At 51.1% G+C, this 13,842-nt stretch carries 13 protein-coding genes; 8 read left to right on the top strand and 5 right to left on the bottom strand.

Annotation, left to right across the window (positions count from 1 at the left end):
* Window positions 1-253: 253 nt before the first annotated feature.
* Window positions 254-2,770, bottom strand: a complete 2,517-nt coding sequence (locus B036_RS0111840; RefSeq protein ID WP_020568937.1) for a T9SS type A sorting domain-containing protein — start codon at window positions 2,768-2,770, stop codon at window positions 254-256.
* A 323-nt stretch (window positions 2,771-3,093) separates the two neighbouring features.
* Here B036_RS0111840 and B036_RS0111835 point away from each other — a divergent pair, with 323 nt between their 5' ends.
* The 4 genes from B036_RS0111835 to radA all read left to right on the top strand — a co-directional run bounded on the left by B036_RS0111835 (window position 3,094) and on the right by radA (window position 6,489).
* Window positions 3,094-3,675 (top strand): RNA polymerase sigma factor, encoded by a 582-nt coding sequence (locus B036_RS0111835; protein WP_020568936.1) that lies wholly within the window; start codon window positions 3,094-3,096, stop codon window positions 3,673-3,675.
* A gap of 41 nt (window positions 3,676-3,716) precedes the next feature.
* A complete protein-coding gene (locus B036_RS0111830; protein ID WP_211217390.1) occupies window positions 3,717-4,430 on the top strand; it encodes a hypothetical protein in 714 nt (237 codons plus the stop codon).
* 141 nt (window positions 4,431-4,571) lie between these two features.
* Window positions 4,572-4,934: an ArsR/SmtB family transcription factor gene (locus B036_RS0111825; RefSeq protein WP_026231909.1), complete on the top strand. Its 363-nt coding sequence runs from the start codon at window positions 4,572-4,574 to the stop codon at window positions 4,932-4,934.
* Window positions 4,935-5,073: 139 nt separating this feature from the next.
* Window positions 5,074-6,489 carry a DNA repair protein RadA gene (gene radA / locus B036_RS0111820; RefSeq protein WP_020568933.1) on the top strand — a complete coding sequence of 472 codons (1,416 nt, stop codon included), beginning with the start codon at window positions 5,074-5,076 and terminating at the stop codon, window positions 6,487-6,489.
* A gap of 51 nt (window positions 6,490-6,540) precedes the next feature.
* Here the strand turns inward: radA and B036_RS0111815 are convergent, their stop codons facing one another.
* Window positions 6,541-7,116: a hypothetical protein gene (locus tag B036_RS0111815; RefSeq protein ID WP_020568932.1), complete on the bottom strand. Its 576-nt coding sequence runs from the start codon at window positions 7,114-7,116 to the stop codon at window positions 6,541-6,543.
* 66 nt (window positions 7,117-7,182) lie between these two features.
* Window positions 7,183-8,442 (bottom strand): hypothetical protein, encoded by a 1,260-nt coding sequence (locus B036_RS32015; protein WP_026231908.1) that lies wholly within the window; start codon window positions 8,440-8,442, stop codon window positions 7,183-7,185.
* Window positions 8,443-8,523: 81 nt separating this feature from the next.
* Here B036_RS32015 and B036_RS0111805 point away from each other — a divergent pair, with 81 nt between their 5' ends.
* Window positions 8,524-8,853 (top strand): DUF3140 domain-containing protein, encoded by a 330-nt coding sequence (locus tag B036_RS0111805; protein ID WP_020568930.1) that lies wholly within the window; start codon window positions 8,524-8,526, stop codon window positions 8,851-8,853.
* A gap of 32 nt (window positions 8,854-8,885) precedes the next feature.
* Here B036_RS0111805 and B036_RS0111800 read toward each other — a convergent pair whose 3' ends face one another.
* Entirely contained in the window at window positions 8,886-9,929 is a 1,044-nt protein-coding gene (locus B036_RS0111800; protein WP_020568929.1) for an aldo/keto reductase, read from the bottom strand.
* A 538-nt stretch (window positions 9,930-10,467) separates the two neighbouring features.
* Between B036_RS0111800 and B036_RS29085 the strand changes: the two genes are divergently transcribed.
* From B036_RS29085 to B036_RS29080, 3 genes are all read left to right on the top strand, one after another.
* Window positions 10,468-11,046: a sigma-70 family RNA polymerase sigma factor gene (locus B036_RS29085; RefSeq protein ID WP_020568928.1), complete on the top strand. Its 579-nt coding sequence runs from the start codon at window positions 10,468-10,470 to the stop codon at window positions 11,044-11,046.
* Window positions 11,047-11,141: 95 nt separating this feature from the next.
* Complete coding sequence (locus B036_RS0111790; protein ID WP_020568927.1) at window positions 11,142-11,390, top strand: hypothetical protein; 249 nt, start codon at window positions 11,142-11,144, stop codon at window positions 11,388-11,390.
* Window positions 11,391-11,529: 139 nt separating this feature from the next.
* On the top strand, window positions 11,530-12,570 hold the full coding sequence (locus B036_RS29080; RefSeq protein WP_020568926.1) for a DNA topoisomerase IB: 1,041 nt from the start codon (window positions 11,530-11,532) through the stop codon (window positions 12,568-12,570).
* Here the strand turns inward: B036_RS29080 and porD are convergent.
* Window positions 12,545-13,567: a type IX secretion system protein PorD gene (gene porD / locus B036_RS0111780; RefSeq protein ID WP_026231907.1), complete on the bottom strand. Its 1,023-nt coding sequence runs from the start codon at window positions 13,565-13,567 to the stop codon at window positions 12,545-12,547. The genes B036_RS29080 and porD overlap by 26 nt on opposite strands.
* Window positions 13,568-13,842 lie beyond the last annotated feature (275 nt).

Below are 13,842 nucleotides of genomic sequence, written 5' to 3'. Positions count from 1 at the left end.
TTTCTGTCTAATTAGAAAGACCACCCTAAATGAGTGGCCTTTCTGATTGGATAAATTTTGTCCCGGATTTCGGATTTATGCTGATCAGGCGGGGGCAAGCCCTACGGAGTGCACGAATCTTTACAGTGCTCTAAATGATCGCGATTTCACACATCCGATGAACTTTCAGCCAACTACGTCAAACTGAAAGCTGCATCGGGTGAGAAAACCGCTTGACTGTCAGGCCGTTTTCTCATCGTAGGCACCCAAGAGATTAGTCCGATTTGATAAGTCGTTGCACGGAAGTCCTACCTAGACTTTCTATTTGAAGGAAATAAACGCCGGCGGGCTCCTCCGTCAACAGTATCTGATACGCTTCGCCAGCCAGTGACTGTCGATACAACTGTTCCCTTACCAGCGAACCATCTGCCCGGAATACGCGTAGGCGTATTGGCGTAAGCGATGCTGATGACACTTGTACCGTTACTGAAGTTGTAAACGGATTTGGGAATATCGTGGCGGGAGGTACCCAACCGGACGATGCCGCATCATTTGTTGCCGTTGTGGCATCTTCCCAGCTGTATGGTTCCCCGGTAGTGTACCAGATTGCTTCGCCCCTTTTGGTTACTGCTACCAGACCTGTGTAAGAAATCACATTTACCCCCAGTTTTTGTTCCAGGGCACAAACGAAGGCCCTGCCTCCCTCGCCCAAGGCAACATTACAGGACATAAGCCTGACTTCTTTGACTTTTCCTTTTATGGCTTCCGCAAACGCGTCGATATTTTCAATGGTCAGCGTGTCGCTCCCAATAATGACGGAGCCCGATGCGCCGTGCGCATTAATGACCAGACTTAAAGAATCCCCCTCTTTCTCGTAAATGCGACAAATCAACGCGGCAGCAGAATCTAAACTGGTAGCAAACACCCCAGGCTCACCCCAACGATTTGGGCTTCCGTTGGTGCTGCTTAATACTGCCAGGTCAGGATCACCACAGGGGATTTCCTCGTAGGCTCCGGTGGCACAACTATTATTATCGAATACATTCCCGGGAGATTGCGTGTCGACATAAATGATTTCCGTCGTCAACTCTCCAGCCATAGTAAGGTATTGTACGAGATATGGGCCGGAACGGTCCAATGTAAGGTCAATGGAAGTTGCCGGGAGTTGGGGTTGATCCATTACTGCGCGATAGTCCTCCCCACATTGGTAGGCATTGTCTGCCTGAAGCATTTTGGGGGGCAACACCCAAAAATCCGTGATTGGGCTGGATAGGCTTTCGTAATGCACTGTAACCCCAGCGGTTACTTCAATGATTGGGTATTCTGCCAGGGGGATGTCCTGGTCGGGTAGCTGCATCCGTTCACAATTCAACGGAAATTGTTGTTGACAAGCCGGTGGCAGGAACGTCTGGGTGAACGCACAGCCCAGGTCTCCGGTCAGGGCAACCGTAAGCATCATCGGCTCACCTCCGGCTGGAAGGTTATCAATTCTATGAATGCCGGAGATGGCCGGGGTCTGCGCTACTAATTCTCCGTTTAAATAGAACTCAAGCCCGTCACTATTGGCGCCATATTCAGGCCCGGCGCTTACATCATTTTCCTTAAGGTCACCCACGTTGCGGCCATTTAAGGTCCAGTACCCTCCCTCGAATCGTGGCGTACCGTACGGGCTACATACCCGCACCCGAACGGATTCACCCGGGCCGACACAGGCCGCTGGCCATTTAATGTCCATCCGGTTACTTACCTCATCATTATTATTGATTTCAGGTGCATCACACCCCGTCCCGTTTTTCAGGATAACGGTTAACAGGTCGCCTCCCGTCCCTGAGAAAGTGGCGTGCAGGTCGTTGACCGACTGATCAAGGTTGTTGGTAAAGGTGTATTCTTTATAGTGACGGGCTGCTGCGTTGACGTTCATATCCACGGCGATGCCGAAGGTATTGTCCACTTCACATTCGTCGATATCGATGCTGGCAATGCTGATGGGGCATTCAGGGGGGAAACTCTCCAGAGTAATAAATTGCATTTGCGCGCCCTGCGCGCCCAGTGGTTGCGGCATATTCAGGTAGAGCCTGGCTTGGTCGAAAGGCGCAAGGGGCGGGTCGAAAAAGATCATGGTCTCCCGACCGGTGCCCAGGGGGATTTCACTGTTTTCGTAAGGGGCTTCCAGGAACAGGTTTTCCATCGGTTGTTCCGGAAGCACAACTCCGACGGCTGCAATGAATTCTCCTGTTTCGTTTACTAGTCGAGTTGTTGCACCGTTGGATCCAGGGGGTAAAAAAAGTGATGCCATAACTCCAGGAGGGCCCAATGGGGTGTTTTCTAACATGCTCGAATGAAACCCGTGGGGATCTTCATTAGAAAAGACGACGCTAAGTATTGCACCTGGTGCCGAGAGTGTGTCGAAGTATATATCGACAGTAACCGAATCCTGAGCACTAATGGGGAACTGGCCTGAAATGATTGTTCGCGCCTGGGTTGCCGGCGGATCTACCATCTGGTCATTTTCAGTACTATCCAGGGTATTCATATAATCATCATCGACAAAATCTGTCTTATCACGGATGTCAACTTGAGTAATGTTACCGCCCCCGGAGAGGTAAACCATAAAGTCAGTGGCCACTTCACCGTTAGCATTCTGCACCTTAATAGTCGCCTTCCTGGTAGGTACTCCTACCGGAATATCTTTGGCTCCCTTTACGACGTGGGCTTGACCGGCTAACGATAAGCTTAGGGTCATGCTGCTCCCGAAGAGCAAGAGGAGTAAGTAAAAAGTATACCGTTTCATAACTGTTGATTTTGTTGATTAGAGAATGGGTTAGCCTACACGGCTGATTTGAAAGTCCTTCCCCTGCACCTGCGGCCGCGCCACCTGATCTAAAAGGGAATGGGGCTTCCTGCCCAGCCGATTCAAAAGTGTATAAGCAGTTGCTTGCTATTGTTACCCCCCTCTTTTCAGATTAAACCAAAACCGTAAAGGTTAGGGATACCGTTGACCTGAAAGCAGCAGCGTTTGCAGACGCTCAGCGCCAGGGGTTTCCCAAACAACTTCGTGATGAGTATATTCGAAAACCGTACCTTAACCAACAGTTACTCCCCGCTGAATTCATTATGAAAGCACATCAGGATCAGGCATACATAGAGGGTATCATTGCCAGAGATGCTGGCGTGATCAGGGATATTTATGTGCAAAATTTTGAATCGGTCGCCCAACACGTCCTTCGAAATTCAGGAGATCGGACCGATGCAGAGGATATTTTCCAGGAAGCGATGGTGGCCATTTTTCAGCGGGCAAAGAAGGAAGAATTGCTACTGACCTGTAAATTCAGTACTTACCTCCACGCCATTTGCCGTAACCTTTGGCTGAATGAACTGAAGAAACGGCAGACCAGGGGAGTAACATTAGCGGGGTACACACTATACAAGGAGGGAGACGACTCCCGAAAAATGGCCGAAGAAACGATCCTTCAAGAAGAAAGAGATCGGTTCTTCCGGGAAAAATTTAATGATCTGGGGGAGAGTTGCAAAGCCATACTCCGGAATTCCTGGGCTGGTATGGGGATGAAGGAAGTCGCAGAATTGTTAGGCATCTCCTACAGCTATGCCCGTAAGAAAAAATCGGAGTGTATGGCGAGGCTCAGTGCGCTGATCAGGCAGGCGGCGGAATTTTCAAAGTTAAAAGAGGGCTTATGAACGAGCGGTATGAGGAAATAGAACGGTACCTCGCCGGTGACATGCCAGAAGCAGAACGACTTCATTTCGCTGCGAGGCTTGCGGAGGATGAGGCGCTTTCGGATGAGCTTCTGGCCTTGAAAATGGCCAGGGAAAGTATCCATCGACAAAGTGCTAATGAGCCGGAGGTAGAAGAACTCCGGGCCGTGATGCGAAATGCGCGTAAAGGGCTTCAAAAACAGCGTCCGATAGTAAAAAGACTATGGTTCAGGATAGCAAGTGGCATCGCTGCAGCGATTATTTTGGTGCTCGTTTATATCGGCTGGCCAATTAATGGATCGCTTTACGAGCAGTATGCGGAACATCCCCATCTGGAAATGACAGCGCGTGGCTCGCAGGATAACGTAACGATCCAGGAGATGGAGGAAGCCTTTGGTGAAGAAAATTATGCAGCGTCGGCACAACTGTTGGAAACCTACGCTACGACCAATGGCTGGAATTCGGAACTACGACTTTTCGCGGGTATAAGCCAATTGGAACTAAATAATCTGACGAGCGCGCAAGCGCAGTTTGAAATCCTATATGCAGGGGAGACGGCTAACAAATGGGCGGGGGGCTGGTATTTGGCCCTTACTTACTTGAGGAAAGCCGAAGCAGGTGACAAGGCAGCCTATCAGCAAAGTGAGGAGGTGCTTCGGGAGATTCCTTCAGGGTCTGATTATCATGAGCAGGCGGGTAAGTTGCTGGAAGAAATTAGGGGTATGACTGAAGAGTAATTTTTGGGGCGGGGCCGCAGGTGCAAAGGAAGATTTGGAGCGCAGGCGCCTAAATGCACGTTTTTAAAGTATAATTTTTTATTTTAAAACTTATTGTTTATCATTGCATGCTAGACCCTACATTACTTAAAACAGCAAAACGTGGCGATTTCAAAAAACTTCATCTTCCGTGAAGACCTGCAATTAACCAGTACATTAGGTCATGCGCTTGGTCATCCTGCCCGAGTGGTGGTAATGAGAAAGCTGGTACAGGGAGGTGCTTCCTGCTATAGTGCGCTGATTAGTGGTATTCCGCTCACGCGCGCCACGATTCATCAGCACGTGCACATTTTAAAAAAACTTGGCTTTATCCAGCCTGTTTTACTCGCTAGTAATCAGGCAGGGTATCAGCTAAATCGTGAGTTTTACATTCGCTGCATTCAGGCTTCCCGACGAGAATTCCGGCAGATTGCTCAAGTTATTCCATTGGAGGAGGAGAGGGATGCGGGGACGGGGAGTGCGTGATATCAGCGTTGTTGTACTTCTACATATTTACAACGGCGCTTTCATTAGTTTTGCTGTACAAGCGTCGTACTTCTACATATTTACGGCACCCTGAAGTTCTACACAAATTAGAACTGTCGTACTTCTACATATTTACAAAATGGCCAAAACCAAAATAGCCTTCTTCTGCCGTTCCTGCGGTGCCGAATCCCCCAAATGGATGGGCCAATGCCCATCCTGCCGCGAGTGGAATACCCTCATCGAGGAAAAAGTCGTCAAAACCAAGAACGAACGCCTCGACAATAAGACCGATTGGCGAAGCGTCAACGACTCCCCACCAGGAGGCAACTCCGGCGGAGGACCGGTCGGCAAAGGCCCACGCCCCATCCAACTCGAACGGGTTGTCGCCGGCGACGTAAATCGCCTGGAGTCCCCCGACCGCGAGCTCAACCGCGTACTTGGCGGCGGCATCGTCCCCGGAAGCATCGTCCTCTTCGGCGGGCAGCCGGGCATTGGTAAATCCACCTTACTACTCCAGCTAGCCCTCCGCCTGGGCCGGAAAGTACTCTACGTCTCCGGAGAAGAATCCGAACAGCAGATCAAGATGCGTGCCGACCGATTGGGAGGAGACAAAACCCAGTGCTACCTCCTCACCGAAACCAATACCAACAAGCTCCTGCAACATGCCGCAGAAGTCAAACCGGAATTACTGATCATCGATTCCATCCAGACCCTGGCCAGTCCCCATGTCGACAGTATGGCTGGCACCGTTAGCCAGGTTCGGGAGTGTGCAGCAGAGCTGCAACGTTTCGCCAAGGAGTCTGGGATACCCACCTTCATCATCGGGCACATCACTAAGGAAGGCTCTATTGCCGGCCCTAAATTGCTGGAGCATATCGTCGACGCCGTACTACAGTTTGAGGGGGACCGCAACTATACCTACCGCATCCTCCGCACCCTGAAGAACCGCTTCGGTTCCACCGATGAGCTGGGCATCTATCAAATGGAAGCCACCGGACTACGGGAAGTCTCCAACCCCAGCGAATTATTGCTCAGTGAGCGGGATGAAGACCTCTCCGGCTCCGCCGTCTGTGCCACCCTCGAAGGCATGCGCCCAATGCTGATCGAAGTGCAGGGGCTGGTCAGCACCGCCGTCTACGGGAACCCGCAGCGAACGGCAACCGGCTTCGATCTTAAGCGCCTCAACATGCTATTGGCGGTAGTCGAGAAACGTGCCGGCCTACCGCTGGGTAACCAGGATGTTTTCCTCAACATTGCTGGCGGACTCAAGGTAGACGACCCCGCAATTGACATGCCCATCATCGCCGCGCTGCTCAGCAGCGCCATGGACGTAACCATCTCTCCCGAGATCGCCTTCGCCGGCGAAGTAGGCCTGAGTGGAGAAATTCGCGCCGTCACCCGTATCGAGCAACGCATTCAGGAAGCCGACCGGCTGGGGTTCAAATCCATCTACGTCAGCAAATACAATACCAAGGGCCTGGACCCGGACCGGTACGGAATAAGGATAATCACGCTGGCTACGGTACGGGAACTGTATGAAGCACTGTTTGCCTAGTGCTCTGCAGGGCCTTTGGCAATCACTAAAAGATTTAGTTGCGACCCGGTATTAAACGAATCCAGCCAGCTTAACCATTTCAATGGCCCATTTCTTGCTGTTCTTTTCGTCCTTACCTGGCCCCTGTGGCGAGATAACCTGAAGGGTATAACCTTCAAATTTAACCTCAAGAATCCGGTTAGAAGGGTTCCAGATAGCAGCCTTACCAAGGTTAGGGACCCATTCTGAAGATTTACTGATGCCCTTTTTCACGGACCAGTTATCCTTCCATTCTTCTTCAACGCCAGTAACCTCCTGAACCAAAGCCAGGCTCCCAGTAGTGTAATCAGGTTGATCTGCATCATCGTTAAAGATGATGGTGTAAACACATTTCTTCTCTGCGGGAATTGGGCGGTAATCGACCTTCTCAACCGGAATGCTCATCATTGAAGCCACAATGGCTTTGGAGATGTACTGACAAGGCTGGGTGAATTCGGCAAGGTTGATCTTGTTGCCCGTGAAGTAGGTATTTTCGAAGCTGCTGGCATCCTCAAAGGTGGCACCAATGGCACTGGCTTTATCTCCATGGCTGCAAGCAGTAAAGAGGAATAGAAGGCCAAAAAATAAGGTAAGAGAGAGTGATTTCATAAAGGGGTTGTTGTTTATAGTTTTATGCAGCAAAATCAGCAAACATTACAAAAATCAGTCACTTTTTTACACTTTATCAAAGCTCCCGCCGTCTACCACCTCCATCACATAAACTTCCCAGCCTCGCCCTTCTGGCTTTAAGGCCCGGAATTGTGTGCCAGAAGCAGTAGTGAAATAAATGAATTGTTGTACCGGCTCCCCTACCCTGCCAACAAAGCGTTTCCCGCGCTGCTCATCCCGGGGATAATATCGCTCTTTACCGTTGTCGAAACGGAGTGGGTGAACTTCGTTTTTGAAGCCTAATACTTCCACTTCAGCATCATCCAACCGTCGTTCTTCAAAATAGGCCCAGCGTTCCCGCTCGTTCTGTGCATAAAAATGTGTTTGATCACCACCTCCTCCGGGTATGGCCTCAAGCTGACGCCCTACCGTAATGTGCTTATCTTCCCAATCAATCTGTGCGGAGCGGCCTAAGCGGTAAGTTTTTCCCAGATAAGTAAAGGCATCTCCCTCTTTAGCGTGGTAAAGCGGATAAACAAAATTATGGGTAGGCGTTGGTAGTGGGCGTGGGCCCGACAGATCCTTCCGGGCAAAGAACCCATCATCCTTCGCAGAGGAACCAGAACCGCCGCCTGAGGTACCGCTGCTACGAGAGGAGCCACTTGCCGATCCACCTCTGCCGTTAGCTTCCTGAAGTATCTTCTCCTCCGCCAACTCCATCTGCTTCACAATGCTGCCGGGCAGCCATTTCTTAAGCTTCTGCATCTGCTCCAGTTGCGCCTTCATTTCTTCCAGGTCTAGGTTTTCAAAGCCCTCTTTCCCGCTCAGGTCCAGGCTGGTGTCATTCTTAATGTCCAGGTAAGTTTCTATGGTTCGTTCCAGGTCCAGAAGCAACTGCTTATCCAGTTCTGTTTTAATCAACGCCACTTCAACGCCAGTATCAAGCTTGGCCTTAAGGTTAAAAGTCGGCTGATCATTGACCTTAACCCCGCTCTTACTAACAAATAATTGCACCAGCGACCGCGCCGGAATACGCTGATTTTTAGCGAAAGGCCACGGAATCGGGCCATTATCAATCAGTAATTTCTCCCGGTCAATCGTAATCTTGGTACGGTTTGTAAACCGCGTGATCGTATACCAAGTGATAAATATTCCCGCCAGCAGGTGCAGACTGATAAAAAGCCCTGCGCCAGTCATCAAAAAGAAAACGATGAACAGGTCCCAGATCACCGAAAAGAAGGCCAGGAACCACATTCCCGGTGTTTTCCATGAGTAGCTGATGGACAAATTACCCGATTCGCGTTCAATTAAGAGCTTGTTGGCCATTACGATATTTTTATGCCCCGAATTTAGCACGATTTATCCGAACATAGTAAGTACACTATCCTGTTTCAGGGGAAAAATACAATGCCAGATAAGTCACACGACGAAATTTACACCAACTTCTACGATACCGTAAACATGGCCCCCAAGGAACTGGAAGAATGGTTGGAAACCGATGAGTCCAAATCAGTGGGTGACACCGACAATGGAGAAAGTACAGGCCACCGCTCCGGGGGGCGGATCGTCAAAATCAAGCGTAAGAAAAAAGAAGAATTGACCGACGCTGATTACGAACACATGAACAAAGTTATTGGCTATATCCATCGCCACCGTGCCCAGCGACCCGACGGGGACGTCAGTGGTACCAACTGGACCTTTAGCCTGAAAAACTGGGGGTTCGACCCCACCAAATAACCCTTCTGCCGACTAGTGCTATAGCGCCTTCGCTACACACTAGGATTAGGCCACCGCTGCTGCACCGCCTCAATGTCCTTCAGCACATCTTCAGACAAGCTAAGCTCCACACTCTCCAGGTTCGTCTTCAGTTGTTCCAGGCTGGTAGCCCCAATGATGTTGCTGTGGTTGAAATCCCGGTCATTAACGAAGGCCAGGGCCATTTTAGTTATGTTCAGCCCGTGCTTGCTGGCCACCTCGGCGTAACCTATGGTGGCCGCCAAAGCATTTGCGTTGGTATACCGGGTGTACTGCGGGAAAAGATTTAGCCGGGCATCCTCACGGGCAGTACCGTCCAGGTATTTTCCGGTAAGGCGGCCCATACCAAGGGGCGAATAAGGAAAGCCGGCAATGTTTTCCCGCAGGCAAACCTCCGCCAGGCCGACCTCAAAGCCGCGACTCAACAGGTTATAAGGATTTTGAATGCTTACCGGGCGCGGCAGGCCGTGTACATCTGCTAAATGGAGGACCCGCATCACGCCCCAGGGAGTTTCATTGCTCAGCCCCCAATGCCTGATGGTTCCACTCTTGATCAGCGCGTCCATTTTAGTAAGAATTTCCAGAATATTGTCTTCCCACGGATCATCCTGAATCGTATGCAGACCTCGTTTTCCAAAGAAATTCACTTTGCGGGCCGGCCAGTGCAGTTGGTACAAATCCAGGTAATCAGTCTGCAGGCGCTCCAGCGAGCCACTTAGTGCTTCATCGATCTGCGCAGGGCTAAAGCCCAGGTTACCGTTGCGAATGTGAGCAGCGAAAGCTGCCGGGCCAGCTACTTTGGAAGCCAGAAAAATATCCTTCCGCTGGCCCGTTGCCTTAAACCAGGTGCCGATAATGCTTTCCGTCTTCCCCCAGGTTTCGGCGGTACTCGGAATAGCATACAGTTCGGCGGTGTCAAAAGCATTGATGCCGTGCTCCACGGCGTAATCCATCTGCGCGTGGCCTTCCGCCTCGGTATTTTGCCGGCCCCAGGTCATGGTGCCGAGGGTTACTTTGGAAATATTGAAGCCAGTAGTACCAAAATGGTTGTAACGCATGGGGAGTGTTCTGTTTATCGTTAGTAGGAGACGTGCAAGAGCAGCATCGCGGGCACAAGACAATGATAGACGGAACAAGGTTCAATGCTTTTTCAGGAATCGCCAGTTACATCATTCCTTTGGGCGGGGCCGCAGGTGCAGAGAATGGTTGAGGGCATTCTGCCCGAACCGGGCAAGGGAGCGCAGCGATTTTGCCCGGTACGTGCACCCTGGTCCTTCAGGGACTGCGGCGGTAGCCGCTAGCAGGGCCCTTTGCACCTGCGGCCCCGCCCAAAACCCCAAATTACTCGCAGCCTCAAAGCCCCTCTAAACACCTGCCACGAATGCCGTGGTTTCCTTTTAAAGTTGTGGCGCGAAAAAAAAGTGAAACTTTTTTCGAGCAGCTGCAACTTTAAATAGAAACCACGACATTACACCTCTGAAACAACATCAACCGTAAACCGTACCCTCACTTACGCGCTAAGAAAAAGGTACAGCCGGGAGGCGGATATCCGTGAAACTCCGTCAAGCCGGCACAAACCCCCGAAAGGGGCAAACTATGGCACTCGATACTCGCGAGCGTACTTTCAAGCTGGAGATGCAGGAGCACTACCAGATCGTTTATAACTTCCTCCACCGAATGTGTGGTAACGGGGCCGACGCGGCAGACCTTACCCAGGAAACTTTCGTGCGGGCTTACGTTAAGATCGATCAGTACGAGCCCGGCACCAACGCCCGGGCCTGGCTCTTCCGCCTGGCCAAGAACCTGTTCATCAACGACTACCGTAAAAAAACTCGTCGGGGTGAAACGGAACTGGACGAACGCATCGCTTACAACCAACGCGATGAAGGCCACTCTATGGCCGGATTTGCTGACCTCCGCATCGCAGGTGCCATGGAGCAAGATTTTTCCGACGAGATAGTGAAGGCCATGGCCCTCCTCAAGGACGATAACCGCGCCATCATCATCATGGCTGACCTCTACGACTTCAGCGAGAAGGAAATCGCCAAGGCGATGGACCTCAACCTGAACACCGTGAAGTCGACCACCCGACGGGCACGTCTTGCACTTATCCGCCAGCTCGCAGTCTATGCTGAAGATACCTACGGTATCGTCAATACGCGAAACCTCGGATAACTCACCAAATCATCAATGCCACCCCGCGAAACATTTCACGGGGTGGCATTTTCAGCTTTACGTATCATCATCATTTATTCATTCAATCCAAAATAATGTCACTTTCAAGTCGCAACCCCCAGGAGAAACGCACGCATCAACTTCCCGAAGTAGCTGATCGCGAGCCAGCCGTACCAGCCGGGGAATGTCTGGACCTATCGATAGACCCCCAGACCGAAGACCTCGTTGACCTCAAGACTTATAAAGTCTTTATGAAACGAAATTTAAAGTGGCAAGCTCCCCCCGTTGACTTATTAGCCAACATCAACGCCAGACTCGAAAAAGTTAAAGCTGGAGAAGAGTAGCATTAGAAAAAAAACTCCCCGGCGCACGCCGAATACCGCCAAACACTGAGCGAACAATATAGTCACGTGCGCCCCCCTCATTCATAAAGTGAACATTTCCTGAGCTCCGTCCATTAAACTGGTAGTAAACTATCATCTCATGGGCGCTGACTCCGTACGCCTATTGGCGGCCATTCCCCAACTTGTTCACGTTTCCGACGATCAGCCCGGCTGGTCACGACGCCGGCATGGCCGGGGTTTCCGATATTTCCGGGAAGACGGAAAGCCCATCACCAACAAGCTGATCAGGAACCGGCTCAAATCATTAGCCATTCCACCGGCGTGGACCAGCGTTTGGATCTGTCCACTGGAGAATGGGCACCTGCTTAGCACCGGCCGCGACGAAGCTGGCCGGAAGCAGTATCGCTACCATCCTGACTGGATGGCCTACCAGCAGCTGAATAAATTTCGGCAGCTGGTTGACTTCGCCAGCCAACTACCTAAAGCCCGCCAGAAAATCCGTGATCTGATTACTGATCGTAGCCAGGGATGGAACCAGGACCGGGTCGCCGCGCTGGCCGTAGCCATCATGGACGAAACCGGCATGCGGGTTGGTAATGCAAGTTACCGACAACGCAATGGCACCATCGGGCTAACCACCCTGCGCCGTAAACATGTGGAAACAGATGACGACACCCTGCACTTCGAATACGTAGGGAAAAGCGGCATCGATCGGGCCGTCGACCTGGAAGATCCAACTTTAGTGAAGTTGGTTAAAAACGTCAGCGAACTTCCTGGATATGAACTTCTGCGCTATCGAAGTGAGGATGGCCGGATGCATAATCTGGATAGCCAGGACGTAAATGAATTGGTAAAAAAGCTGGCAGGACCGGCATACAGCTCTAAGTACTTTCGCACCTGGGCAGGCACCGCCGCTGCCGTGGCAGAATACTGGCGGCTTCAGGAAGAATCTCAAGGTACACTTCCTGACCGACCAGACCTGAGGGTAACCGAACGAGTTGCCGAATTCCTCGGCAATACCGTTGCCGTATGCCGGAAGTACTACATACATCCGGCCGTTATGGCAGGCATCGTGGAGACCACCTTACCGGCAGCCACAGACATAACCAAAGCTGAATTACACCAATTCGGCGACGAATTTTCTGCCGGAGAAATTATCGCTTACCGCGTTTGCTCGTAGATACCGGAGCTCGCGAGCGAACGCTCGGCCGGCTGCTGCCACTCGTATTGTACCGGATATTACGGTAAGAAGAGGACTTCGAAGGGTCCACCCGGGTCATCGCCTGGATGATGGTATTTTGCTCGACGCTGGGAGCTGCCTTATAGATTTCAATAATCTCGTCCCGCTTAGCATCAACAAATGCCTGAGCATACATCGTTTGGGGATAAGCCTGGTTTGCCTTCTGCAAATCTTCGATGGCCAGGGTAACGTTATTACGGCCGGCAATCACATCTTCAGACATGATATCCAGCCCCCTACGGTGGTAAGTGTAATAGGCCCGGCGAAGCGGCAGCATCCGGGGTTGAAGGATATTTTCCATCAGCCAGTAGCGATTTCGGCTCTTAGCTGTACTTGCCCAACCATTGTTCACATCGTTGGTAACGCTGTTTGGCAACCGGTTATACAGCTCCTGCGCCTTAGTGAAATAAGGATCGCCACCTAGTGGACTGAAAGTGTCGTAGTCGAGCCCGATGATGATGTAGCTGTAAAAAGCGAATATGGTTCCCAGGTCACTCAGGTAGCTTTGTTCCGAATACTGAACGCCTTCTCCTTGCCGGTAAGTAAATTCTACAAACTTATCCAGGGTATTCAGTACCGGCGTTTTTTCACCGGAATTATAAATCGGTCGCAAGCTTTGAATAGCGACCGTCGCCTTATAGGCATTTGGAACGGCAACGGAAGCTCCGTCTCCTTTGCCCGACTTTTCAAAGACCTCACTTACGGTAAAGAACATGGTCGCTTCAATCCGTTCCTCTTCCTCGAATCGGTCATTGGTCCAGTTCTGGCTATTCAGAAAGGTGATGATGTCCTTCTCCAGGGCATTGAAAATGCTCTTGTCCGTCTGGAGAATCTGGTCCGTATTCATGTTCAACGTCCATTTGATCTCACCCTGGGCAACAAGGGAGGAAAGGGAGAAAAGAAACAGGACCGAAAGGATAAATAATCGTTGTTGCATCGGGAATAACTTGTTTAAAAGAAGTAGCTTTTGTGGCGGGGGCGCAGGTGCAAAGATAGGGTTCGCTGGGCTCACGTTGCAGGGGTTCGCTGCGCTCACGTTGCAGGGGCGGAGAACAGCGTAACTCACTGTAACCCCTGCAACGTGAGCAAAGCGACCCTGCAACAACTGCAACAGGAGCAAAGCGACCCTGCAACAACTGCAACAGGAGCAAAGCGACCCTGCAACAACTGCAACAGGAGCAAAGCGACTCCTGCAACAACTGCAACAGGAGC

Origin of the sequence: Neolewinella persica DSM 23188, assembly GCF_000373105.1 — a bacterium.
Classification (GTDB): Bacteria; Bacteroidota; Bacteroidia; order Chitinophagales; family Saprospiraceae; genus Neolewinella; species Neolewinella persica.
Note: the sequence above shows the minus strand (reverse complement) of the source record. Positions and strands in the feature narration are given on the sequence as shown.

Bases quoted from the DNA above. Each gene is read 5' to 3' on its own strand.
- B036_RS29080 (WP_020568926.1), top strand. From the start codon at position 11,530: ATGGGCGCTGACTCCGTACGCCTATTGGCGGCCATTCCCCAACTTGTT.
- B036_RS0111815 (WP_020568932.1), bottom strand. From the start codon at position 7,116: ATGAAATCACTCTCTCTTACCTTATTTTTTGGCCTTCTATTCCTCTTT.
- radA (WP_020568933.1), top strand. From the start codon at position 5,074: ATGGCCAAAACCAAAATAGCCTTCTTCTGCCGTTCCTGCGGTGCCGAA.
- B036_RS0111835 (WP_020568936.1), top strand. From the start codon at position 3,094: ATGAAAGCACATCAGGATCAGGCATACATAGAGGGTATCATTGCCAGA.
- porD (WP_026231907.1), bottom strand. From the start codon at position 13,567: ATGCAACAACGATTATTTATCCTTTCGGTCCTGTTTCTTTTCTCCCTT.
- B036_RS0111840 (WP_020568937.1), bottom strand. From the start codon at position 2,770: ATGAAACGGTATACTTTTTACTTACTCCTCTTGCTCTTCGGGAGCAGC.
- B036_RS0111830 (WP_211217390.1), top strand. From the start codon at position 3,717: ATGCCAGAAGCAGAACGACTTCATTTCGCTGCGAGGCTTGCGGAGGAT.
- B036_RS0111800 (WP_020568929.1), bottom strand. From the start codon at position 9,929: ATGCGTTACAACCATTTTGGTACTACTGGCTTCAATATTTCCAAAGTA.
- B036_RS0111790 (WP_020568927.1), top strand. From the start codon at position 11,142: ATGTCACTTTCAAGTCGCAACCCCCAGGAGAAACGCACGCATCAACTT.
- B036_RS29085 (WP_020568928.1), top strand. From the start codon at position 10,468: ATGGCACTCGATACTCGCGAGCGTACTTTCAAGCTGGAGATGCAGGAG.
- B036_RS32015 (WP_026231908.1), bottom strand. From the start codon at position 8,442: ATGGCCAACAAGCTCTTAATTGAACGCGAATCGGGTAATTTGTCCATC.
- B036_RS0111805 (WP_020568930.1), top strand. From the start codon at position 8,524: ATGCCAGATAAGTCACACGACGAAATTTACACCAACTTCTACGATACC.